This is a genomic window from Bradyrhizobium sp. Tv2a-2, assembly GCF_000472425.1.
GTDB lineage: Bacteria > Pseudomonadota > Alphaproteobacteria > Rhizobiales > Xanthobacteraceae > Bradyrhizobium.
The window spans coordinates 195,050-219,822 of record NZ_AXAI01000012.1 but is presented as its reverse complement, the minus strand read 5'-3'; the positions used below and the strand labels follow the sequence as shown (position 1 = coordinate 219,822).

Annotated in this window: 14 protein-coding genes; 2 read left to right on the top strand and 12 right to left on the bottom strand. The window is 63.5% G+C overall.

Going from position 1 to position 24,773, the window contains the following annotated elements; genetic code table 11:
* From treZ to A3AI_RS0125195, 5 genes are read right to left on the bottom strand one after another with little or no spacing between them, the layout of a single operon-like run.
* The gene (gene treZ / locus A3AI_RS0125215; RefSeq protein ID WP_024518260.1) at positions 1-1,776 is read right to left on the bottom strand and encodes a malto-oligosyltrehalose trehalohydrolase; all 1,776 of its coding nucleotides are present in this window, start codon (positions 1,774-1,776) and stop codon (positions 1-3) included.
* Complete coding sequence (glgX, locus tag A3AI_RS0125210) at positions 1,773-3,848, bottom strand: glycogen debranching protein GlgX (protein WP_024518259.1); 2,076 nt, start codon at positions 3,846-3,848, stop codon at positions 1,773-1,775. The genes treZ and glgX overlap by 4 nt, the downstream gene beginning before the upstream one ends.
* A 3-nt stretch (positions 3,849-3,851) precedes the next feature.
* A complete protein-coding gene (gene glgB / locus A3AI_RS0125205) occupies positions 3,852-5,999 on the bottom strand; it encodes a 1,4-alpha-glucan branching protein GlgB (RefSeq protein ID WP_024518258.1) in 2,148 nt (715 codons plus the stop codon).
* Positions 5,996-9,295 carry a maltose alpha-D-glucosyltransferase gene (gene treS / locus A3AI_RS0125200; RefSeq protein ID WP_024518257.1) on the bottom strand — a complete coding sequence of 1,100 codons (3,300 nt, stop codon included), beginning with the start codon at positions 9,293-9,295 and terminating at the stop codon, positions 5,996-5,998. The genes glgB and treS overlap by 4 nt, the downstream gene beginning before the upstream one ends.
* A gap of 9 nt (positions 9,296-9,304) precedes the next feature.
* Positions 9,305-11,329 (bottom strand): maltotransferase domain-containing protein, encoded by a 2,025-nt coding sequence (locus A3AI_RS0125195; RefSeq protein ID WP_024518256.1) that lies wholly within the window; start codon positions 11,327-11,329, stop codon positions 9,305-9,307.
* Positions 11,330-11,531: 202 nt separating this feature from the next.
* Between A3AI_RS0125195 and malQ the strand changes: the two genes are divergently transcribed.
* Together malQ and A3AI_RS0125185 are read left to right on the top strand one after the other, a co-directional pair.
* Positions 11,532-13,484 carry a 4-alpha-glucanotransferase gene (gene malQ / locus A3AI_RS0125190; RefSeq protein WP_024518255.1) on the top strand — a complete coding sequence of 651 codons (1,953 nt, stop codon included), beginning with the start codon at positions 11,532-11,534 and terminating at the stop codon, positions 13,482-13,484.
* 28 nt (positions 13,485-13,512) lie between these two features.
* Positions 13,513-15,321: a glycoside hydrolase family 15 protein gene (locus A3AI_RS0125185; RefSeq protein WP_024518254.1), complete on the top strand. Its 1,809-nt coding sequence runs from the start codon at positions 13,513-13,515 to the stop codon at positions 15,319-15,321.
* A gap of 6 nt (positions 15,322-15,327) precedes the next feature.
* On the opposite strand, the gene A3AI_RS0125180 is transcribed toward A3AI_RS0125185, so the two are convergent.
* From A3AI_RS0125180 to A3AI_RS0125150, 7 genes are all read right to left on the bottom strand, one after another.
* A complete protein-coding gene (locus A3AI_RS0125180) occupies positions 15,328-17,061 on the bottom strand; it encodes an adenylate/guanylate cyclase domain-containing protein (protein WP_024518253.1) in 1,734 nt (577 codons plus the stop codon).
* Positions 17,062-17,223: 162 nt separating this feature from the next.
* A complete protein-coding gene (locus A3AI_RS0125175; RefSeq protein WP_024518252.1) occupies positions 17,224-18,036 on the bottom strand; it encodes a Cof-type HAD-IIB family hydrolase in 813 nt (270 codons plus the stop codon).
* Positions 18,033-18,551 carry a gluconokinase gene (locus A3AI_RS0125170; RefSeq protein WP_051382488.1) on the bottom strand — a complete coding sequence of 173 codons (519 nt, stop codon included), beginning with the start codon at positions 18,549-18,551 and terminating at the stop codon, positions 18,033-18,035. The genes A3AI_RS0125175 and A3AI_RS0125170 overlap by 4 nt, the downstream gene beginning before the upstream one ends.
* 28 nt (positions 18,552-18,579) lie before the next feature.
* Entirely contained in the window at positions 18,580-19,326 is a 747-nt protein-coding gene (pgl, locus tag A3AI_RS0125165; protein ID WP_024518250.1) for a 6-phosphogluconolactonase, read from the bottom strand.
* A 2-nt stretch (positions 19,327-19,328) separates the two neighbouring features.
* Positions 19,329-20,837, bottom strand: a complete 1,509-nt coding sequence (gene zwf, locus A3AI_RS0125160) for a glucose-6-phosphate dehydrogenase (protein ID WP_024518249.1) — start codon at positions 20,835-20,837, stop codon at positions 19,329-19,331.
* A gap of 6 nt (positions 20,838-20,843) precedes the next feature.
* Positions 20,844-21,833 (bottom strand): phosphogluconate dehydrogenase (NAD(+)-dependent, decarboxylating), encoded by a 990-nt coding sequence (gene gnd / locus A3AI_RS0125155; protein WP_024518248.1) that lies wholly within the window; start codon positions 21,831-21,833, stop codon positions 20,844-20,846.
* Between the two features lie 24 nt (positions 21,834-21,857).
* Positions 21,858-24,704 carry a bifunctional transaldolase/phosoglucose isomerase gene (locus A3AI_RS0125150; RefSeq protein ID WP_024518247.1) on the bottom strand — a complete coding sequence of 949 codons (2,847 nt, stop codon included), beginning with the start codon at positions 24,702-24,704 and terminating at the stop codon, positions 21,858-21,860.
* Positions 24,705-24,773: the final 69 nt, after the last annotated feature.

The window sequence follows — 24,773 nt, the reverse complement described above, 5'->3', positions numbered from 1 at the left end:
TCAGCCCTCGAGCCGCCAGAACACCGACCAGGGCGGGAGGCGATCGCCGGGCTCGCCGCCCCAGATCGGCGATCCCCGCTCTTGCTGTCGGCCGGGCTTTACCGCGCGGCTGATCTCGGTCGAGGACAAATTGGCAAGGAGATGCAGTGCCATTCCGTCACCCATGACCCAGCGTGCCGTCAAAAGCCCATTGTCCTCGGCGCGGGCCTGGTCAAAGTTCGCATCGGCAAGCCGCGGCACGATCTCGCGCTGCCGCGTCTTCAGCAGCCGCTGCACCAGCGTGAGCCGCGCTTGTCCCGCCGCCGAGCTGATGGATTGCCAGTCCAGCACGGCGGACTGGAATGTGGCCGGCTCCAGCGGATCCGGCACCTCGCTGCCATAGCGCGCATAGGCCCAGCCATATTCGCTGCGGCGGCCGCGACGGACTGCTTCGGCGAGATCGCCGTGAAAATCGCAGAAGAAGGGAAACGGCGCCTTCGAGCCCCATTCCTCGCCCATGAACAGCATCGGCGGCATTGGTGCCAGCAGCGTCACGGCAAGCGCAGCCTCAATCGGCTTGCTTCCCGCCAGCGTCTCCAGCCGGTCGCCGAGCGCGCGGTTGCCGATCTGGTCATGGTTCTGCAGGAAATTGACAAAGGCGGCCGGTGCGAGATGGCCGCTGGCCTCGCCGCGCGGCCTGTTGCCCCAGAAGGTGGACGTCTCGCCCTGGTAGACGAAGCCGGAAGAGAGCGAGCGTACAAGGGCCGTGAGTGGCGCGGGATAGTCGCCGTAATAGCCCTGCGCCTCGCCCGTCAGCAGCACGTGCCAGGCGTGATGATAGTCGTCGTTCCACTGCGCACGATATTTGCCGTTTGGCGGGCCCTCGGCCGGATCAAGCAGGCTCGCGACATTGTCGCCATTTTCCAGCACGAGATGGATGTGCCGGCCGGTCTTCTCGGCGAGCTTCCCGACCGCCTCGCTCAGCTCATGCAGCACGGGCACGTCACCGGGCGCGGCGACGATGTGGTTGGCGGCGTCGAACCGCAGGCCGTCGAAGCGATAGTCGCGCAGCCAGTGTAGGGCGTTCTCGATGGCGAAGTCGCGCACCTGCCGAACACGATAGTCGATCGTGCTGCCCCAAGGCGTGTGGGCCTCGGTAAAGAAAGTCGGTGCATAACGGCCGAGATAATTTCCCTCGGGGCCGAAGTGATTATAGACCACGTCGAGCAACATCATCAGCCCGCGCCGATGCGCGGCATCGATGAGCGCTTTCAGATCGTCAGGGCGGCCATAGGCGCTGTCGGGCGCGTACCACAGCACACCGTCATAGCCCCAGTTGCGCTGTCCTGCGAAATCCGCCAGCGGCAGCAGCTCCAGCGCAGTGATTCCGGTCTCGACCAGATGATCGAGCCGGTCGATCATGGCGCGGTAGCTGCCTTCGCGGGTGAAGGTGCCGACATGGGTCTCGATCAGCACCGTCTCGTGCCAGGGACGCCCGCGCCAGTCCGACGCCTGCCACTGATAGCGCGCGTGATCGATCACCTCGCTCGGGCCGTTGACGTCATCCGGCTGGAAGTCGGAGGCAGGATCGGGCACATCGATCTCGTCATCGATACGGAATTTGTAGCGCGTGCCTGCGCCGGCTCCTGCGATGTCGGCGGTGAACCAGCCGTCGTCGCTCCGCTCCATTGGATGCGGATGGTTCAGGAGCAGATCGACGCGCTTGGCGGCCGGCGCCCACAAGCGAAATGTTGCGCCGCGCGCGCTCAGCTTTACGCCAAACTGTCGCGCCGTCATGTCCGGCCCATGAAGGCGAGGACCGAGCGGGCCGGTGCCTTGGTGTCGGCGGCTGCATCGAAGTCGACGGCGATCTGCTTTGCTTCGGTCGTGTTGAGGACCTGTCGCCAGCTCTTGTATTCGGGCATTTTCGGCAGCTTGAATGGAATTTCTTCGGGGGCGGCATTCAGAACGATAAAGATCGGACGCTGTCCTGGTTCCAGCGGGCCCAGCACATAAGCGAGAAATCGCCCCTCCGGAAACTTCCAGTCCTCCTCCTTCATCTCGTCGGCATCGGGCCGCAGCCACAGCACGCCATAGGAGCCGTCGGCGCGCCGTCCCTCGAGCCAGCGGCGAGCGCGGATTTGCGGAAAGCGCCGGCGCAGTTCCGTCATGTGACCGACAAAGGCGGTGAAGTCGTCGCCTTCTTTGCCCAGCGCGTCCCACTTGACCCAGCCCACATCATTGTCCTGGCAATAGGCATTGTTGTTGCCGAACTGGGAGTTGCCGGCCTCGTCGCCGGCGAGGATGAGCGGCAGGCCTTGCGCCAGCAGGAGGCAGGCAAGCTGGTTCTTGCGCAGCTGGCGGCGCAGGCCGAGGATTTTCGGGTCATCGGTCGGGCCTTCCACGCCGCAATTGTTGCTGTGGTTGTCGTTGGAGCCGTCGCGATTGTCCTCGCCATTGGCTTCGTTGTGTTTTTGATTGTAGCTGAAGAGATCGGCCAGCGTAAAACCGTCGTGCACGGTGATGTGGTTGACGCTGGCGCGCTGGGTTCGGCCGTCATGATTGAAGATGTCGGACGAGCCGGTCATGCGTCCCGAGATCTCGCCGATCAGGCTGCCTTCGCCGCTCCAATAGCGCCGCATGGCGCTGCGATAGCGGTCGTTCCACTCCGACCATTGCGATGGAAACCCGCCGACCTGGTAGCCGCCAAGGCCGAGGTCCCAGGGCTCAGCCACGAGCTTGACCTGCGCCAGCACCGGGTCCTGGCGTACAGAGGTGAGGAACGACGAGTTGCGGTCGAAGCCGTTCGGGCCGCGGCAGAGCGTGGTGGCCAGATCGAAGCGGAAGCCGTCGACGTGGCAGACCTCGACCCAGTAGCGCAGCGAATCCATCACCATCTGCAGGACGCGCGGATGGGTCAGATTGACCGAGGAGCCGCAGCCGGTGAAGTCGTCGTAGTAGCGCGGGTTGTCCGGCTTCAACCAGTAGTAGGAGGCGTTGTCGATGCCGCGGAAGCACAGCGTCGGCCCAAGGTGATTGCCTTCGGCGGTGTGGTTATAGACGACGTCGAGCATCACCTCGATGCCGGCGTCGTGCAGCCGCGCCACCGTGGTGCGGAAAGCGTCGAGCGCATTGTCCTGCGCATAGCGCGGCTCCGGCGCGAAGAAGGCCAGTGTGTTGTAGCCCCAGTAATTCGCCAGCTTCTTCTCGACCAATATGCGGTCGTCGATGAAGCCGTGGATCGGCAACAGCTCGATGGTAGTGACACCGAGTTTTTTCAAGTGCGAAATCATCGCCGGGGACGACAGGCCGCCATAGGTGCCGCGGAGATTCGGCGGCACGTCCTCGCGCTTCTGCGTCAGTCCCTTGACGTGGGCCTCGTAGACGATCGTGTCTTCCCAGGGGACATTGGGCCGGATCTCGCGGCGGCCCCAATTGAAAGTCTCGTCGACCACGACGGCCTTGGGCATGCCGCGCGCGTTGTCGCGCCGGTCAAAGGACAGGTCCTCGCGCGGACTGCCCGTGCGATAGCCGAAATGCGCATCGCTCCAGACCAGCCGCCCCAAGAGTCGCTTGGCGTAGGGGTCGAGTAGCAGCTTGTTGGGATTGAAGCGGTGGCCGTGCTCCGGCTCATAAGGGCCGTGCACGCGATAGCCATAGACCTGCCCCGGCGAGACGTCGTTGAGATAGCCATGCCAGACATCCTCGCTGCGCTCCGGCAGCTCGATACGCTCGAGTTCGCGGCGGCCCAGGCTGTCGAACAGGCACAGCTCGACCTTGGTCGCGTTGGCGGAAAACAACGCGAAATTGGTGCCGCGGCCGTCCCAGCTTGCACCGAGGCGTGCATGGCTTCCGGCTGTCAATCGCATCTGTCAGTTTTCCGGTACCAGGAAGATGGCGGCCAAAGGCGGGATGGTCAGATTGAGCTCGGGTGCTTTCGCGTTTGAAGCCGGGACCTCGCCGGTGTTTCCGACATTGGTCCCGCCATAATGCGCAGAATCTGAATTGAAAACCTCATACCACTTTCCGGTGAGGGGCACGCGGACGCGGTAATTGTAATACACGTTAGGCGAGAAATTCACGACGACCAGGCAAACCGCGCGCTCCTCGTTGCCCTTGCGCAGCCAGGCGAACACGTTGTGGTCGGCATCATCTGTGATCAGCCATTCGAAGCCATTGTCCTGGCAATCGCGTTCGTGCAAGGCGGGCAGGGCGCGGTAGAGCCGGTTGAGGTCGCGTACCAGCGACTGGATGCCGGCGTGCTTCCTCTGCTCTACGAGATGCCAGTCCAGCGAATGATCATGGCTCCATTCGCGCTCCTGGCCGAACTCGCAGCCCATGAACAACAGCTTCTTGCCGGGATGGCCGAACATGAAGCTGTAATAGGCGCGCAGATTGGCAAAGCGCTGCCAGTCGTCGCCGGGCATGCGCCCGAGGATCGAGCGTTTGCCATGCACGACCTCGTCATGCGACAGCGGCAGGATGAAGTTTTCCGAGAACGCATAGTGCAGGCCGAATAGGATGTCGCCATGGTGGTGTTTGCGATGCACCGGATCCTTGCTGATGTAGTTCAGCGTGTCGTGCATCCAGCCCATATTCCATTTGTAGCCGAAGCCGAGACCGCCATATTCGACCGGCCGCGTCACCTGCGGCCAGGCGGTGGATTCTTCAGCCGCTGTCGTCGCCTGCGGAAAGCGCGCGAACAGTTCGGTGTTGAAGCGGCGCAGGAAGGCGATGGCCTCGAGGTTTTCGCGTCCGCCGAACTGGTTGGGGATCCAGGCGCCCGAGGGACGGCTGTAATCGAGATAGAGCATGGAGGCCACGGCATCGACGCGCAAGCCGTCGACGCCATAGCGCTCCAGCCAGAACAGTGCGTTCGACACCAGGAAATTGGCGACTTCGGTGCGGCCGAAATTGTAGATCAGCGTGCCCCAGTCGAGATGGCGGCCCTGCAGCGGATTGGCGTGCTCGTAAAGCGCGGTGCCATCGAAATGGCCGAGCCCGTGGGGGTCGTCGGGGAAATGCCCGGGCACCCAGTCGATCAAGACGCCGAGGCCTTCACGGTGGCAGGCGTCGACCAGCGCGGCGAAATCCTCCGGCGGCCCGAAACGGCTGGTCGGCGCGTAGAGGCCTGTCGGCTGGTAGCCCCAGGAGCCGTCGAAGGGATGCTCGCTGACGGGAAGAAACTCCAGATGGGTGAAGCCGAGGTCGCGCGCATAGGCCGGCAATTGTTCGGCAAGCTCGCGATAGCTCAGCCATTCATTGTTGCCCTTGCGCCGCCAGGAGCCGAGATGCACTTCGTAGATCGACATCGGGCTGCTCAAGGCATTGATGCTTGATGGCAGCGGGCGCGGATGCGGGATCTTCTTCTCGTCATAGACGATGGAGGCGGTCTTCGGCCGAACCTCGGTGGCAAAGGCCAACGGATCAGCCTTCAGCGGCAAGGGCTGGCCCTGCGGGCCGATGATGTCGAACTTGTAGTGGTCGCCGGCCTTGGCGCGCGGAATGAACAGCTCCCAATAGCCGGCCCCGCGCACGCGCATCGGGTGCCGCCGCGCGTCCCAGAAATTGAAGTCGCCGACCACGCTGACCCGCCGCGCGTTAGGTGCCAGCACCACGAAGGCGACGCCTTCGACGCCATCGAGCGTCATGGGATGCGCGCCGAGCTTGTCGTAGAGCCGCTGGTCGGTGCCCTCGCCGAGCAGGTAGAGATCGTAGTCGCTCAAAACAGGCGGAAAGCGGTAGGGGTCCTCGAGCTCGACGACGTTGTCGCCGAACTGGGCCCGCAGCTGGTAGCGCTCGGGCCCGTTGGGGAGCGCACCTGCGAACAGGCCTGCATCGTGAATGCGTGACAGTGAAGCAACATTGCCATGCTCGCCGATCGCCTCGACCTTTGAGGCCTCGGGGAGGAAGGCGCGTACCACCGTCCTGTCGCCCTCCTTATGGAGGCCGAGATAGTGGAACGGATCGGAATGGCGGCCTTCGATGATGGCGTAGGCCTCGGCGGAGAGCTTGTTCATGAGGCCTCGTCGGCGGACTCGGACAGGACAAGAAGCGTGGTGCTCAGCGGCACGCGCAAGCCTTCCGGCCGGCGCGCCAGCTCATATTCGATTTCGGCGACGGCTTTTTCCAGTAAAAAGAAGCTCAAAAGCTCATGTTCGGCGCGCAGATCGGCAGGCCACAGCTGCTTGTCCGTCATGGCCTCGTCATAGCCGGCCAGGAAGGCGGCTTTCGCGCCGGTCCGCCAATCGGACAGTGCGGCGACAAGCCTGGAGAAGTCGTCGACGCCGGCCTGGCGAGCGCGGTCGAGCGCTGCCGTCACCGAATAATCGATAGAATGGATCAGGCTCGCGACATCATAAACCGCCGGCATCTTGCGTCGGCGCTCCGCGAGCGGCTGGCCCGGATTGCCCTCGAGATCGATGATGAAGATGTCGTCCCGGACGATCAGCGTCTCGCCCAGATGGAAATCGCCGTGATGGCGTATGCTGAGGCCGCCGATATCGGATGGCAGAGCGGCAATGCGGTCCTGCAACGTCGTGCGGTGGGCAAGCAACTGGTCGAGCAGGGCCTGGTCTGCCTCCTTGAGGCCGTCGCGGCGCTGCTTCAGCGCGTCGAAGACGCGATTGGCACGCGCCGTCGCGTCGGCAATCCAGCGCTCGACGTCATCAGGCCGCAGAGGCTCCGGTGCGAAGTCAGGTAGTTCGGGATGCGCGGCGAGCGCAAGATGCATTTCGGCGAGGCGGCGTCCGATCTGCAACATCAGGCGCTGATAGGGCGCAAGCTGGCCGCCATCCTGCCCGTGCTCGCCACTGGCGCGCACGCGCTGTTCGTCGACAAAGCGGTCTAGATAGCCCGTCGTTACAGTCCAGCCGTCACCCTGGTTCTCGATAAAGGCCTGCACCACGCCGATGGCGCTGCGCCCATTGCCCTCGACCAGCTCGGCGCTGCCGAGCAGGGCAGGCGTATTGGCAAAGCCCGCGACATCAGTCAGATAGCGGCCGAGCTCGACTTCGGGATGAATGCCCGCTTCCACCTTACGGTAGATCTTGACCACGTAGTCATGATCGACCAGCGAGACCGTATTGCGCCCTTCGGCCTCCAAGGCGTGGACGCGTTCGGGCTCCTTGATCGAGCGGTCGGCGAATTCGCCGGTCGGGATGAACTCCAGTCGAAGCCCGTTCTCCTCCACGACCTCGCGCTCTCGCAGATTGCGCAGGAACAGCCCGATGAAGATGGGATCGCCCGCGACATCCAGAAGTGTTCCCTCGCGCGCACCCTGGCGCACGGCAGCGAGCGCCTGCGGATTGTAGCGTTCGCGGTCGAAGCGCACCCATTCGATCTGCATCGGCAGCACGTGACGGCTGGTCACGCCGCTCTGCGTGGCCTCGAAAAAGGCGACCCATGGTCGGTTGTCGCCGATCGTGCAGAACGGGACGGCAGCGGTCAGCGTGGGCTGGATGTCGTTCGGATTGCGCTCCGGATACCAGCGGCTGCGCGCGAGGAAGCCCGGCAGCACGTCGTGCTCGAACACGCCGCGGGTACGCGCGAGCGATACCCAGGTCGAGTTCAAGGGCACCACCAGCGTCTCGAATTCCAGAGCGGCGTGCGGCGCCGGCAACTCCGACTTCTCACGCTCCTCTAGCTGGAACCAGTAGAAGCCGTATGGCGCAAGCGTAATCATGTAGGGCATTTCGCCAATCGCGGGAAAGCGCGTGCGGCCCAGCATCTCCAGCGGAATGCGGTCCTTCCACGGTGACAGGTCGAGCTCGGTCGCTTGCGCCGCGCGCGACAGATTGGCGACGCAGAGAATCACCTCGTCCTTGTACTGCCGGACATAAGCAAGCACGGCGCGGTTCGTGGGACGGATGAAGGTCATGCTGCCGCGGCCGAAGGCGAGCGTCGACTTGCGCACCGAGATCAGTCGCCTGGTGGCGGAGAGCAGCGACGACAGGCTGCGCGACTGCGCCTCCACATTCACCGCCTCATAGCCATAGACCGGGTCCATGATCAGTGGCGCATAGAGCCGGGCTGGATCGCAGCGGGAGAAGCCGCCATTGCGATCGGGGCTCCATTGCATCGGCGTGCGCACGCCGTTGCGGTCGCCGAGATAGATGTTGTCGCCCATGCCGATCTCGTCGCCGTAATAGATGATGGGCGTGCCCGGGAACGAGAGCAAAAGCGAGTTCATCAATTCGATCTTGCGCCGGTCATTGTCCATCAGGGGCGCCAGGCGCCGGCGGATGCCAAGATTGATGCGCGCGCGCGGATCGTGGGCGTAGGTCGACCACAGATAGTCGCGCTCGACGTCGGTGACCATTTCGAGGGTCAATTCGTCGTGGTTGCGCAGGAACAGCGCCCATTGGCAGTTCTGCGGAATGTCCGGCGTCTGCCTGAGGATGTCGGTGATGGGGAAACGATCCTCCTGCGCGATCGCCATGTAGATGCGCGGCATCAGCGGGAAGTGATAGGCCATGTGGCATTCGTCGCCCTGGCCGAAATATTCCTGCACGTCCTCCGGCCACTGGTTGGCTTCCGCCAGCAGCACCTTGTGCTTCGAATAGTGATCGAGCTCGCCGCGCAGGCGCTTGATGATGGTATGCGTCTCGGGCAGGTTCTCGTTGCTGGTGCCCTCGCGCTCGCAGAGATAGGGAATCGCATCGAGCCGGAAGCCGTCGACACCGGCATCCAGCCAGCGCTTCATCACCTGGATGATGGCGCTGACCACGCGAGGATTGTCAAAATTGAGATCCGGCTGGTGCGAGAAGAAGCGGTGCCAGTAGAACTGGCCGGCCTCGGGATCCCAGGTCCAGTTCGACTTCTCGGTGTCGGTGAAGATGATGCGCGTGCCCAGATATTTCTGGTCGGTGTCGCTCCAGACATACCAGTTGCGCGCGCTCGATTTCGGGTCGCTGCGGCGGGCGCGCTTGAACCAGTCGTGCTGGTCGGAGGTGTGGTTGACGACGAGCTCGGTGATCACGCGTAATCCGCGCTTCTTCGCCTCCTGGATGAAGCGCTTGAAGTCCTTCATGGTCCCGAAATCGGGATTGATCGAGCCGTAATCGGAGATGTCGTAACCGTCGTCGCGGCCGGGCGAGGGATAGAACGGCAGCAGCCACAGCGTCGTGACGCCGAGCTGCTGCAGATAGTCGAGCTTCTCCGTCAGTCCCGTGAAATCGCCAATGCCGTCATTGTTGCTGTCGGCAAAGGCTTTCACATGCAGCTGATAGACGATGGCGTCCTTGTACCAGAGCTCGTCGCCATCGAGCTCGGTGACGGGCAGCTCATGCGTATCGATCGATGACAAGACATTCATGGCGCGACCTCACGCCAGGCAGCGGAGAAAGAGGGCGGGATCGCGGTCCGGCTCGATCCGCAGGCTCAGGCCGCCCCAGTCGAGCATCGTTCGCGCGCCGCTGACAAGGTTCTCGACCGCGGCAACATGCCGCCGCTCGCCGCCGATGTCGAGCTTGGTGTCGCCGATCGGTAGCCAGATGTCGTGAATGTCGCGCGACAGCGCGATCACGACGGCGACCGCGTTGGTCATATCGTCCGATTGCTTGACAAAGGCGATCACATTGCCGTCATCGACTGCAATGAAGCGCAGGTTGGCGGTCTGCTGCAGGCTTGGGTTCTCCCGTCGGATACGGTTGATGAGGCCGAGATAGGGCTTGATGTGACCGGCCTTGTCCCAGTCGCGCGGCTTGATCTCGAACTTGTCGGACGCGCGATACTCCTCGCTGCCCGGAAGGGCGTCATGCTCGATGAGCTCAAAACCGTTGTAGATGCCGTAAGAGGCAGACAGCATTGCCGCGAGTGCCGCGCGTGACTTGAACATCCAGACCTCGCCGCCCTGCAGGTGATACGGGAGGATATCGGTCGTATTTGCGAAGAAGTTGGGGCGGAAATAGTCCCGCGTCGGATAGCAGGTGAGCTCGCCGAGATAGTGCTCCAGCTCCGCCTTCGTGGTGCAGGAGGTGAAACGGGTATAGGACTGGCTGAAGCCGAGCTTTGCCAGCCCCTTCATGATTTTCGAGCGCGTGAAGGCTTCAGCCAGGAAAATCACACCGGGATCGCGGCGCTGCACCTCCTGGATCAGCCATTCCCAGAACGGCAGAGGCTTTGCCTGCGGATTGTCGGCGCGAAAAATCTTCACGCCCTGTTCGACCCAGAACAGCACGACGTCGCGCAGCGCGTTCCAGAGGCTCGCGGAATCCTCGCAGGCAAAATCGAACACGACGATGTCGTCGCAGGTCTCCGACGGATTTTCCGCCTGCAGCAGCGACCCGTCCGGCCGCCGCTTGAACCATTGCGGATGTTCGGTGACCCAGGGATGATCCGGCGAGCACTGCGCGGCCAGGGTGAGCGCAACTTCCAGGTTGCGTTCCGTGCAGGCGGCGATGAAATCGCGAAAGTCGTCGAGCGTGCCTAGTTCCGGATGCACGGCGTCGTGGCCGCCGGCGGCCGCGCCGATGGCATAAGGACTGCCGGGATCGCCGTCCATCGCGGGAAGGGTATTGTCACGGCCCTTGCGATGGGTCCAGCCGATCGGGTGGATCGGCGGCAAGCAGATCACGTCAAAATTCATGGCCGCGATATCGGCGAGGCGGGCGGTGCAGTCCTTGAACGTTGCATGGGTCCCGGCCATGGCGTCCTTGTTGTCCGCGGCGCCGTAGTTGTCAGCGGCGGCCTTGTTGCCTGCAGCGGCCTTGTTGCCTGCGGCGGCTTGGCTGCGCGGCATCATCTCGTACCAGGCACCGACGCCGGCCCGCGCCCGGTCGACCACCAGGGGAAACAGTTGCGAGCGGCTGAGGTCAGGTCGGAACTGGCTTTCGGCCATCGCGTGCTCGAGCTCGTCTGTCAGCAACGCTGTCACATTCCCGGTCTGAAGAAAAATCTCGCATTGCTTCAAGATGACGGCCGTCGCGTCCGGGCCGCCGGCTCGCGCCTTGGTCAGCATTCCCGCGCCCACGATGGCGTCGACCGTCGCATCCGCGCCTGTTTGGTGCTTCCTGGCAAAAGCGTCGCGCCAGGTGGCGAATTCGTCGGTCCAGGCTTCGACCGCATAAACGTAGCGGCCGGGCCGATCGGGGACGAAGGTGCCGACCCAGCGATCGTCGGTGTGATGGGTCATCGACACGCTCTTCCAGTCGCGTTCGCCGTCGTGCCGCCACACCAGGTGGGCCCGGGTGACATCACCGCCGTCGCGGTAAATATCGGCCCACACCTCGACGCGCTCACTGCTGATCCGTTTCACGGGAAAACGGCCGCAGTCGACGGTGGGATAGACTTCTTCAAAATGGAAAGCGCCGCCTGCCGCGCCATCGACAAGTTGAAATGATTTATTCACGGTGATGCCATTGACATGCGAAGACTGTCCCGCTTCCCTGCACGAAAGGAGACGCTACCAACCTCTATAACAAGCCTGTGAGCTGCCATTGGTTCCCCTGGGAACAGCCAGCGAGTTTGCGAGTTAAACACGGCTATCCTCTTCCTGCATCTTAAGAATTCGCGATTTGGCTCCGAGCCGTCGCGTGCAAAGTGCGTGCCGAATGGACATTTACAGCAAAGCCAGGTCTCTCGGAGTTCAGGCGGACTACATAGATGGTCAGGGGCGCCAGCGTGTGACGGAAGCAGCAGCGCTCGGGATCATTCTCGATGCGCTGCCGCCGGCCGCGCCGCGACGACTCCTCGAGGGGCCCGCGGTGATCCGCACCGGGCGGCCGCTGTCCTGCGCGCTAAGCCAAGCAGCGGCTCTTCCGGTCTCCTGGAAAATCCTCGCCGGTGCCGCGGTCGTGGCGGAAGGCAAGACGGAGGCGCGCAGCATTGCGTTTCCTGAGGGGCTTAAGCTTGGCACCTACCGGCTGCGATTGATCGATGCGGCCTCGACAAGCGAGGAGGCGCCGCTGATCGTGGCGCCCGAACAAGGCTTTGGCGGCAATTTCGACCGTTGCTGGCTCGTGGCCGTTCAGCTCTACGGCGTCCGCTCGCCGCGCAACTGGGGCATCGGCGACTTCACCGACCTCGAGGGATTGTTGAGGCTTGCCAATTCCCTGGGTGCCGACGGCATCGGTCTCAATCCGCTGCATGCGCTGTTCGACGATCGCCCGGCCGATTGCAGCCCGTACTCGCCGAACAGCCGGCTGTTTCTCAATCCGCTCTATGTCGATGTCGAGAAGCTGCCGGAATTGCCGCGCGAGCTTGTGGCGCGCAACCGCGAGAGTCTGTCGCGGCTGCGCGCGCTCGACATCGTGGACTATGTCGCGGTCGCCGAGCTGAAATGGGCGGCGTTGCGACAGGCCTTTGCGAATTTCATCGCCAGTCCTGCGCTGGAGCGGCGGCGCGATTTCGAGGCTTTCCGGAAAGAGCAGGGCGCGCTGCTGTCCCGCTTTGCCTGTTTCGAAGCATTGCGGCACCGGTTTGGCAGCCCATGGTGGGACTGGCCGGAAGAATGGCGACAGCCGAACGATGCCAAATGCGCGGAATTGCGCGCCGGTGAGGACGCGCGCGAGATCGAGTTCGTCGAGTTCGTGCAATGGACGGCCGCGCGGCAGCTGCTCGGCTGCAAGCAGCTTGCCGGGAGCCTCGGCATGAAGGTCGGGCTCTATCTCGACGTGGCCGTCGGCGTGCAGTCCGATGGCTTCGATGCCTGGAACGAGCAGGAGGCGATTTCGCGCCTGCTCGGGGTCGGCGCCCCGCCGGACCTCTTGAACACCGTGGGCCAGGATTGGGGCCTGGCCGGCTTCAACGCCGCAGGGCTGGAGCGTCGCTCGTTCGAACCCTTCCGCGAAATGCTGCGCGCCTCCATGCGCTATGCGGGCGCGATCAGGCTCGACCATGTGCTGGGCCTCAAGCGGCTTTATCTGGTGCCGCGCGGCTTTCGCCCGGACAATGGCGCCTATGTTCAGATGCCGTTCGAGGCGCTGCTTGCCGCAACCGCCCTGGAGAGCGCTGCGCATGCCTGCGTCGTCATCGGCGAGGACCTCGGCACCGTGCCGCCCGGCTTCCGTGAGCAGATGAACGGCTGGGGCATCTGGTCCTACCAGGTCATGATGTTCGAGCGCGACGATGCCGGAAGATTCCGCGGCATCGATCATTACTCGCCGAACGCGCTCATCACCTTCAACACCCACGACCTCTGCACCTACGCCGGCTGGCGCTCGTTCGCCGACCTCAAGCTCAAGCGCGCGCTCGGCATCGACCCCGGCGAGAGCGACGAGGGACGCTGGCAGGCGCTCGGCGCGCTGGACCAGGCGTTGCGCGGCGCAGGCATCGACGGCAACACCTTCTATTCGGTCGCGAGCTTCCTGGCGCGCACGAAGTCGCGCCTGCTGGCAATCTCGCTTGAGGATCTGCTCGGCGTCGTCGATCAACCCAACATTCCCGGCACCGTCAATGAGCATCCGAACTGGCGGCAACGGCTGCCGGTGGCGATTGACCAGATCGCCTCCGCAATCGATGTTGCGGCACTGAAGGCGGCGACGGCGGAACGGGCCAGGCATTAGGAAGGGCGGGGGTAGCGGTGAGCGAACATTGTCCTCAAGGATCGAAGATTATGGCCTGATCGGCGACTGCGAGACCGCAGCGCTTGTCGGCCGCGACGGCTCGATCGACTGGCTGTGCTGGCCGGCTTTCGATTCCGACGCCTGCTTTGCCGCGCTTCTCGGCGATCGCGGGAACGGCCGCTGGAAGATCGCGCCGGCGGCAGACGCGACGAACATCTCGCGCCGCTACTGGGACGACACGCTGATCCTGGAGACGCAGTTCGAGACCGCGCATGGCGCCGTCGCGCTGATCGATTTCATGCCGCCGCGAGGACAAGCGTCCGACATCGTCCGTCTGGTGCGGGGCTTGCGCGGAAAGGTGGAAATGCGGATGGAGCTGATCATCCGCTTCGGCTTCGGCAACGACATTCCCTGGGTCAGGCGGCACGACGACCGCACCTCGCTGCTCGCGATCAGCGGCCCCGACATGACGGTGTTGCGTACGCCGGTCGAGACCCGCGGCGAGGACCTGACCACCGTCGCCCACTTCGAGGTGAGCGAGGGAGACACCATGCCCTTTGTGCTGACCTATGGGCCGTCGCATTTGCCGCCGCCCAAGGCGATCGATCCTGACGTCGCGTTGCGGGAAACGAAGGAATTCTGGACCGATTGGTGCAGCCGCGGCATCTACGAGGGCGAGCACCGCAATCTCGTCATGCGCTCGCTGATCACGCTGAAGGCGCTGACCTTCGCACCGACCGGCGGCATCGTCGCCGCGCCCACCACGTCGTTGCCCGAAAAGCTCGGCGGCGCGCGCAACTGGGACTATCGCTTCTGCTGGCTGCGCGACGCGACCTTCACTTTGCTTGCACTGATGAACTCGGGCTATACCGAGGAAGCCATGGCCTGGCACAATTGGCTGCTTCGCGCGGCCGCTGGTGCTCCGGCCAATATGCAGATCATGTACGGCATCTGGGGGCACCGCAGGCTGCTGGAATGGGAAGCGGAATGGCTGCCCGGCTATGAAGGCTCTCAACCTGTTCGGATCGGCAATGCCGCGCACGCGCAGATCCAGCTCGACGTTTATGGCGAACTGGTCGACGCGTTCCACCAGTCGCGCATGACCAGGCTCAAGCTCGACGAGCAGAGCTGGAGCCTCGAATGCGTGATGCTGGATCATCTCGCTGAGGTCTGGGACAAGCCCGATCACGGCATCTGGGAGCGGCGCGGCGACGGCCGGCACTATGTATTCTCCAAGGTGATGACCTGGGTCGCCTTCGACCGCGGTATCAAGAGTGCCAAAAAATTCGGCTTCGACGCACCGGTCGAGAAATGGCGGAGACTGCGTGACATCATTCATCGTGACGTCTGCGAGAAGGGCTTTGACGTCGAACGGAATACGTTCCTGGAATCCTACGGTTCGAAACTGCTCGATGCCAGCATCCTGTTGCTGCCGGCAGTCGGATTCCTGCCGCCCGACGATCCCCGCATTCGCGGCACCATCGACGCGGTCGAACGCCACATGATGCGCGACGGTTTCGTGCTGCGCCATGACCCGAGCGAGGAGAGCAGCTACGAGCAACAGCCGATCGAGGGCGCGTTTCTCGCCTGCACCCTATGGCTCGCCGATGCACATGTGCTGGCCGGCGATCTGGACAAGGCACGGGTGCTGTTCGACCGCGTCGTCGCCATTGCCAACGACGTTGGCCTGCTGGCCGAGGAATATGACCCGATTGGCAGCCGCCAGCTCGGCAATTTCCCACAGGCGCTGACCCATATTGCACTGATCAACACCGCCCACAATATCGACGTGGCGCTCAAGAGAAGCGACAAGCCGGCAATGCAACGCTCGCAATAGCAAACTCTATTTATGATTCATCCGCCATGCACCGTCCCAGCCGGGCGGGGGCGGATCGCTCTCCAACATCTCGATCCGACCGAGCAGCGTCTGCGATGGTCCATCATTGGGTGCCGCCTCAAGCGCGGCTTTGAAGGCGTTGCGCGCCTGCTCGAAGCTGCAGGCACGGTAGGCGGCAAGCCCCGCGGCGTAGCGATCGCGCAAGGCGCTCTGGTTCGCCGTCAGCGCACCCTTCTGGCCGAACACCTCGAATACCGATTGTGGCTGGGTCTGACCGAGCACGACGATGCGATCGATCTCGCGCGCCTCGATCGCGCCGCCTGCAGCGGCGACGGTGGCCTCCGTGACCAGCGACCTCGTACCGTATTCCTTGTTCGCGGCCTCCAGGCGCGAGGCGAGGTTCACGGTGTCGCCCATGATGGTGTAGCTCATCATGAATTTCGAGCCCATGCTGCCTGCGAGCACTTCGCCGGTGGCAAGGCCGATCCGGATGTCGCAGTCCATGGGGATGGTTCGCACACCGAGAATTTCGGGCAGTTCCTTGCGCAAGCTTACGACGCGGTCCATCATCTCGGCGGCGGCAATGCAGGCGAGCCGGGCGTGCTCGGCGTCGCCGACAAAGGGCGGGCCCCAATAGGCCATGATGGCGTCGCCGATATATTTGTCGATGATGCCGCGATTATTGCGGATCGGCTCCGACATCATCGACAGATAGTAGTTCATCACCTTGACCAGGCCTTGCGGCGTCACGCCCTCGCTCAGATTGGTAAAGCCCTTCATGTCGCAGAACAGCACTGTCATGACCCGCCGCTGGCCTTCGGTGGCAACGCGGCCGGGCTGATCGACGATGCCCTCTACGATCTTGGGGTCGAAATATCTGCCGAAAGTCTCGCGAACCTGCTCGTTACGGCGCAACTGTTCAACCATGCGGTTGAACGCGCCCGTCAATTCGCCGATCTCGTCGGTCGTCGTGATGCTGATCGGCCGGTCCAGCCGGCCGGCCTCGATGTCACGCGTGCCTTCCAGCAATTGGCGGAGGGGCCGGCTGATTCCGCTGGAGACAAGCCAGGCGAAGCCCAGGCCGATGGTCGCAGCCAGCGCGGTGACGATGGCGGAGATCAGCATGGTTTTCCGCTGATTGCGGATCACCACCGCGCTCGAAGAAAGCACCTGCTTGCGCATGTCGGCGCGGATGCCGTCAATCTTGGCGGTGAACTCGCCGCGCAACTCGTCCGCCCGAGTAAGCGCTTCGTTGAGGCGGGCGGAATCCTTTGCCTCCAGTGCGTGGAACACCTGATTGACCTCCTCGTTCAGGCGCCTGCCCGTGTCGTGGACGGTGTTGTCGATCCGGTCGTCTAGGCGGCCCAGTGCGGCATTGTCGGAGGGGGTCGAGGGGTCGTTGATGATCGCATTGATGAGCTTGCGCGCGGCGTCGGTCTCCTGTTCGACCTCGGGACCCTTCTCCTGATAGATCTTCAGGAGCGAAGCAAAGGTCTGCTCGTCCGGAGGGGTCTGCAGTCGCGCGATCACCATCCGCCGGACGGTCATGGCGCGCTCGAGCGACCTCACATTTGCCCGCGCCAGATCCCCATAAGCCGGTATATATTTCGTCGAGAGCTCGTCCAGGAGATGGGCGACCGTGTCGGTCATGAACATCGAAAGCACCGAAGTGATGACCATGAGCACGATCAGCGCTAGCGCGATGCTGACGATCTTTCGTCGGATTGTCCGGTAAAACATATTGTCTGCTTCGCCCCTGCCCGAGACCTAAGCGCCTGCCAGCATCCCTGCGCCGGCGGGCGCGATCATGACAGGAAAAATCATACAAAATGAAGGGGAACGGCGCGATGAGGACCAAGAAATGATGCGGTGCCTGACCGTCGCCGCAGTGCGAGATTGACGTTAATTTCTCGTGTTCTCCCGTAAAATTGTCTCCATGGCGAGCGCAAATCCGTTCTCTTCGTTGGAGGCCGTGCCGCGGCCCGCGTGGTGCTTGACGTCATCGGACGCGTTGCCCATCGCAAACGACAGACCGCTCTGCTCGAACATCGCTACGTCGTTCTGCATGTCGCCGATGGTGGCGATCTCCTGGGTCGAAATACCGAGGTGCTTTGCCATCGCCTGCACGAAGGTCCCCTTGTTGTGACCGGGCGGGGTGATGTCGAGATAGTAGGTCTGGGACCGGACGGCCGTCGCCCGTGCCCCCAATTCGTGCTGCATTGCCTGTTCGCAACGGATCAGGAGTTCCGGATCGGAGGTCGATCCCACCACTTTGCAGGCCCTGCCAACATAGGGTGCGAAGTCGTCGATGATGGTCGGGTCGGCCTTGATCGCCAGTTTTTCCCGCGGCACGTATTCGCCGTGGGGGTTGCGGGTGAGCCACAGCTCGTTGGTGAACAGCCAGATATCGATGCCGAAATCGGACAGCATCTCCAGGCTGCGCCTGGTGGCAGCCTCCGGCAGCAGATGCTGCTCGATCGGATTCATGTCGGGCCCCACAATAGAACTGCCGTTGAAGGGGCCGACGGGCAGAGTGATCTGCAAGGGCCCGATCAGGAAACGCATGCCAATAGTTGGCCGGCTTGACGTGATGGTGAAGCCGACGCCGGCCTGATGCAGCTTTTGCACCGCGGCGCTGGCGCGATCGGTCAGCACCTTCTCCTTGGTCAAAAGCGTGCCGTCGACGTCGGACACCACGAGCGCGATGCGGGTCATGTGCAGTTCCTGCTTGAGGTGCTGGCCTCGGATCGTCCCAGACTCAGCTGGTTCAAGACATCGTCCACGATTCCTTCAATCGGCGCGTCGATCGATACGCGCACCGCGCGCTCATCTGCGTCAGGCGGCTCAAGCGTCGCAAACTGGCTCGCGAGCAGGCCCGGCGGCATGAAATGGCCCTTGCGGTGGTTGAGCCGGTCCTCGATCAACGGCTCGGTGCCGTCGAGAAAAACGAGGCGGACATCCTTGCGGCCATGCAGCAGCACATCGCGATAGGCGCGCCGCAGCGCCGAGCAGGCCATCACCACATGACCGCCGCTTCGGCAGACGCGGTCGATCTCGGCGGCGATCGCACGGAGCCAGGGCCACCGGTCGTCGTCGGTCAACGGGTGACCGGCCCGCATCTTGGCGACATTGCTTGCCGGGTGAAACGCGTCGCCATCCTCGTAACGCCAGCCCAGTCTTGCTGCGAGTGCTTCGCCGACCGTGCTCTTGCCCGCGCCCGACACGCCCATGACAATGAGCGCGCAAGGGCTATCGCCGTCAGTCCCCACCAGCTTCCTCCGGAAGCGCACTCTTGTCGACCAGCCAGACCGTCTCGCCGGCCGCATATGCGCGGTTCGCCGGCAGGTTCTCGCCGGCGAGCACCCGCGTCAAGATCGCACGCTTGTCGGGGCCCGCTACTTCGAACAGCATTTCATGGCAGGAGCCGAGCGCGGGAAAAGTCAGGGTGACTCGCGGCACCTTGGGCGCGACAGGTGCGGTCGCAACTCCGACCACCCAGCGCTCACGCTCCCCGAGCGCGGGATAATCCGGAAACAGCGAGGCGACATGGCCGTCAGGGCCGACGCCCAGCAGGACCATGTCGAACAGCGGTCTCGCGGGATCGAGGCGCTCCGCACCGTAGAACGATTTCAGCTCCTGCTCGTAAGCGCGCGCCGCGTCCTCCGCGCTCGCAACATCCGTTGCAATGGGATGGATATTGCCGGCTGGCGCACATTGGTCGAGGAAGACCTGCCGCGCCATGGTCATGTTGTGCAGTTCATCGCCGGCCGGGACGAAGCGCTCGTCGCCGATGAACCAGTGCAAGCGGGCCCAGGGAATCCGGCTGCGATAGGGCTCGCGCGCCAGGAGGGCGTAGAGCCGCTTCGGGCTGGAGCCGCCGGTCAGGCAAATGGCGATCGCGCCGTCATTGGCCGCAATCCGCGCCAGAAGCCGCTCCGCTGCGGCTTCGGCAAGCGCTATCGGGTCGGCCGTCCTGATGATTCTGCCATGAGCAGGCGCAGCCATGGTCAGGTCAACTTGCGCCAGCTGCGGCCGTCGCGGGCCAGGAGCTCGTCGGCCTCCTCAGGGCCCTCGCTGCCGGGGTCGTAGATCTTCAGCCCCCTGGCGCCGGCCTTCTTCCAGGCATTGATGAAGGGCTGTACCGCGGCCCAGCCAGCCTCCACGCTGTCGGCGCGCTGGAACAGGATGTTGTCGCCGATCATGCAGTCATAGATGAGCGTCTCATAGCCGGTCGACGGCGCGGTCCTGAAGTAGTCCTTGTAGCGGAACTTCATCTCGACGCCGTCGATATTGATGGTCGGACCGGGTACCTTGGTGTTGAACTGCAGCTCAATGCCTTCGGTCGGCTCGGTGGAGATGACAAGGTAGTTCTGCGACAAACGATCGACCGACGTGTCGCGGAACATCGCAAACGGCGCCTGCTTGAACTTGATCGCAATCTCGGTGCGTTTGACGCCGAGCGCCTTGCCGGTGCGGAGGTAGAACGGCACGCCGGCCCAGCGCCAATTGTCGATGGTCAGCTTCAGCGCGGCATAGGTCTCGGTCGTGCTGCCGGACTTGACATCCTCCGTCTTGCGATAGTCCTCGATTTCGGTGTCGCCGACCTTGCCGGCGCGATATTGGCCGCGCACGGAGTTCTTCTGCGCCTCTTCTTCCGTCTGGGTTTGGATCGAGGACAGCACCTCGCCCTTCTCCGAGCGCACCGCGTGCGCATCGAAGCGCGCCGGCGGCTCCATCGCGACCAGCGATAACAGCTGGAACAGGTGGTTCGGCACCATGTCGCGCAGCGCGCCGGTTGCATCGTAGAAGCTGCCGCGATGGCCGACGCCGAGCTTTTCGTCGACCGTGATCTGGATGTGATCGATGTGATTGCGATTCCAGATCGGCTCGAACATGCCGTTGGCGAAGCGCAGCACCAGGATGTTCTGCACCGTCTCCTTGCCGAGATAGTGATCGATCCGGTAGATCTGGTGCTCGTCCATGAGCTTCAACAGCTCGGCATTCAGCGTTTTGGCCGAGGCCAGGTCGGTGCCGAACGGCTTTTCGACCACCAGCCGCCGCCACGATCCGTTCTCGGCCAGCATGCCGGTGCGGCTGAGTTCTCGCGAGATCGGCAGGAACGCGCTCGGCGGCGTCGCCAGGTAGAACAGGCGATTGCCGCCGGTCTCGCGCTTGGCTTCGAGCCTGTCGAGCCGGTCGCGCAACGCGTCGAACGAGGCCGGATCGCTCGGGTCAGCCTCGACTGCGGTGACGCATTCGAACAGGCGCTTGGCGACCGACTCGTCGACCGGACGCGTAGCGTATTGGCGCAGCCCCTTCATCAGGCTGTCGATCAGTTCGTCGCTCGACATGCCGTTGCGGGCGACGCCAACCACGCAGAACTTGTCCGGCAGCAGATGGCCCGCCGCGAGATTGTAAAGCGCCGGAATGACCAGGCGATGGGTGAGGTCGCCGGTGACACCGAAGATGACGAAGGAGCAGGGGTCAGGCTTCTTTTGCACGTGAGCGTCAGCCATGCGTCTTCAGCCCTTTGCGCCCTTCGGTGGTTCCTTGTGACCACCGAAGCCCGCGCGCATCGCGGAGAGAATTTTTTCGGCGAAGGTGTGCTCCTTGCGCGAGCGGAAGCGTGCAAACAACGCCGCGGTCAGGACCTCGGCCGGCACTGCCTCGTCGATCGCCGCGTTGACCGTCCAGCGGCCTTCTCCGGAATCCTCGACAAAGCCGGAATAGCCTGACAGCCCCGGGCTCTCCGCAAGCGCGCTCGCGGTGAGATCGAGCAGCCAGGACGGAATGACGCTGCCGCGCCGCCAGACTTCCGCGATATCGGCAATGTCGAAATCGAAGCGATGCTCGGCCAGTAGCGTCTCGCTGTTGGCGTTCTTCAGGATGTCGAAACCTTCGGCATAGGCCTGCATCAGACCATATTCGATGCCGTTGTGGATCATCTTGACGAAATGGCCGGCGCCAACGGGACCTGCGTGGATGTAACCACGCTCGACGCGCGAGTCGCGGCCGTCGCGGCCCGGTGTGTGCGGGATGTCGCCTTTCCCTGGCGCGAGCGTGCCGAAGATCGGGTCGAGCCGGTCGACCACCTGCTTGTCGCCGCCGATCATCATGCAATAGCCGCGCTCGATACCCCAGACGCCGCCTGAGGTGCCGACATCGAGATAGGAGAGGCCGCGCTCCTTCAGCGCCTTGCCGCGGCGGACGTCGTCCTGCCAGAAGGTGTTGCCGCCATCGATGATGACGTCGCCCTCCTGCATCAGCTTCGCCAGCGCCTCGATAGCGGCCTCGGTGATGGCGCCCGCGGGCAGCATCACCCAGGCGGTGCGCGGCTTCTCCAATTTGCCGACGAACTCTTCCAGCGTGGCGGCGCCGGTCGCGCCTTCAGCTGCAAGGCTTGCGACGGCCTTGGCGTCCTTGTCAAAGACGACAGCGGTATGTCCGTTCCGCATCAGCCGACGGACGATGTTACCCCCCATCCGCCCCAGGCCGATCATGCCGAGTTGCATCGCAATTTCCTTTTCGTTTGACGTCTAGTTCAAGGCCTGTGCGATCGCGTTGTCGAGCATTTTCAACCCCTGCGCGATATCGCCCTTCAGATGTATGCGCAGCGCGCGACGGCCGCGCTCGGTCAGGACGTCGAAATCACCGCGCGCCTGCGCCTGCTTGATCACGCCGAAGCTCGCTTTCTGGCCGGGAATCTTGAGATCCTCGGCGTCATCGGCGGTGATCTGCAGGAACACGCCGCTGTCGGGCCCGCCTTTGTAGGCCTGGCCTGTCGAGTGCAGGAAGCGCGGCCCGAACTCGGCGCAGGTCGCCAGATGCTTGCCGTCCCGCACCTTCAGCCGCATGTCCTGCAGCGCCTCGATATGCTCGGCATTGCGCTCGATATAGGCGAGCAGCGCGAGATAATCGCCCTTATGCGTGCGGGAAAGATGCGCCTTCACCCAGGACTCGAAGCCGCCGTCGGCGCCGGCCTTGCGCAGCTCGGCGGCGTTGTGCTCGTCGGTGAAGATATCGGCTTCGTCGAACGCCATCACCGGTTCTTCCGCCGGCAGCTTGCCGGTCTTCTCGAAGGCGCCAGTCAACTCGCGGGTCTTGATCTTGGCGCTTTCGACGTCCGGCTGGTTGAACGGGTTGATGCCAAGCACCGCGCCCGCGACGGCGGTAGCCATCTCGAAGCGGAAGAATTCCTGGCCGAGATGGTCGATCGATTTCATGACAATTCGCGCCACCGGATGGCCGGCTTTCTCCAGCGCATCGAGCTTCTCGTCATGGGCGGCATCTTCCTCGCCTTCGGTGCGGATGTCGATGAAGAAGCGGTCGTTGCCGTAAGCTTCCGGCGCGCCCAGCGGCTCGCCGTCGATCGGGATCAGGCCCTTGCCTTCCTTGCCGGTCGATTCCGCGATCAGCTGCTCGGTCCAGGCGCCGAAATCCGCGATCTTCCCCGACGAGGTGATCGTCACCTTGTCGCGGCCATCGAGGCCGGCCTGGCCCATGGCGAGCCCGAGCTGCACGCCGGGATTTTCCTGCGGCGGCACGTCTGCACTGCAGGAGCGCACCATGGAGAGAGTATGCTGGATCAGGCTGCGCACACTGATGCCGGCAGTTGCCGCCGGCACGAGGCCAAAGGGCGAGAGCACCGAATAGCGTCCGCCGATCGTCGGCTCGCCATGGAAGATGCGGGCAAAGCCCTGCTTGATCGCGACCTTCTCCAGGGACGAACCGGGATCGGTGACCGCGATGAAGCGGTGGCCGGCCTTCTTGGCGCCGATCGCCTTGGCGACGCGGTCGTAGAAATAATCTTTCATGGCGTTCGGCTCGGTGGTCGAACCGGACTTGGAGGAGACGATGAACACGGTGTTCTTGATGTCGATCCGCGCTTCCATCGACCGCACTTGGGCGGGATCGGTCGAGTCAAGCACATGCAGTTTGGGGAAACCTTCCTTCTTCGGGAAGGTCATCGCCAACACTTCAGGGCCCAGGCTCGAGCCGCCCATGCCGAGCACGACGGCATCGGAGAAATTCTGTCCCTTCACGCGGTGGGCGTAATCCTCGTAGTCGGCGATGTCGGCTTTTGCTGCGCTGGCGAGCCAGCCCAGCCACTTGTCCTCGTCTGTGCCGGTCCACACAGTCTTGTCACGCTGCCAGAGCCTGCGGATCCTGGCGGATGCGCGCCATTCCTCGCTGTCCTTTGCCACAGCCTTGGCGAGCTCGCCGCCGAGCGCGAGCGTCTGATGGTCGATTGCGGGGCCGAGCACCGTGGCGCGCTTGTGGGCGACGGCGCCATAGAGCTTGTCGGCGGCATCGGCAAACAGCTTGACGCCGTCCTTGACCAGCTCGGCAGTGATGTCGTCGAGCGAGATGCCGGATTTTTCGAGCTCGGCCAGCGCCTGGCGCGCCTCCTCGACATTCTCCGCGAGGCTGTCGCGCAGCTTGCCGTGATCGCGGAAGGCATCGAGCGTAGCCGGCGGCACGGTATTGACCGTGTCGGGACCGATCAGTTCCTCGACATAGAGGACGTCGCTGTACTCCTTGTTCTTGGTGCCGGTCGAGGCCCAGAGCAGCCGCTGCGGCTTTGCGCCCTTGGCCGCAAGCTTCTCCCAGCGCTCGCCCGCGATCAGCCTGTTGTAGTCCTGATAGGCGAGCTTGGCGTTGGCGACGGCGATCTTGCCCTTCAGCGCGGCAAGCCTCTCCTTCTCGCTGGGGTCGTTCGCCCTGGCGATCTTGTCGTCGAGCTGCTTGTCGACCACGGTGTCGATGCGGCTGACGAAGAAGCTCGCGACACTTGCGACATGGGAGGGATCGCCGCCGGCGGCGACGTATTTCTCCAAGCCCTTGAGATAGGCTTCCGCCACCTGCAGGTAGACTTTTTGCGAGAACAGAAGGGTGATGTTGACGCTGATGCCCTCGCTGATCAATTGCTCGATCGCGGGCAGGCCCTCTTCCGTCGCCGGCACCTTGATCATCAGGTTCTTGCGATGGACGCGCTTCCACAGCTTGCGCGCTTCCGTAATCGTGCCCTTGCTGTCGTTAGCAAGATAAGGCGAGACTTCCAGGCTGACATAGCCGTCCTTGCCATGCAGGGAGTCGTAGACTGGCCGCAGCACGTCGGCGGCGTTCTGGATGTCCTCGATCGCGACCTCTTCGAACAATTCGGCGACGGGACGGTCACTCTTGTGCAACGCCTTGCCGATCGGGGCGTCATATTCGTCCGACGAGCCGATCGCTTTCTCGAAGATGGATGGGTTGGAGGTGACGCCCTTGACGCCGTCTTCGTCGATCAGCCGTTTCAGCTCGCCCTTGAGGATGAAGCCGCGGGCCAGGAAATCCAGCCACACCGCCTGGCCATGCTTTTCAAGTTCTTTGACGGGATTCATGATGCCTGTTTCCGTTTTCGAGCTGGTCTGTTGACAAAACACTATCAGCTTTCTGGCGCGATGAGGAAT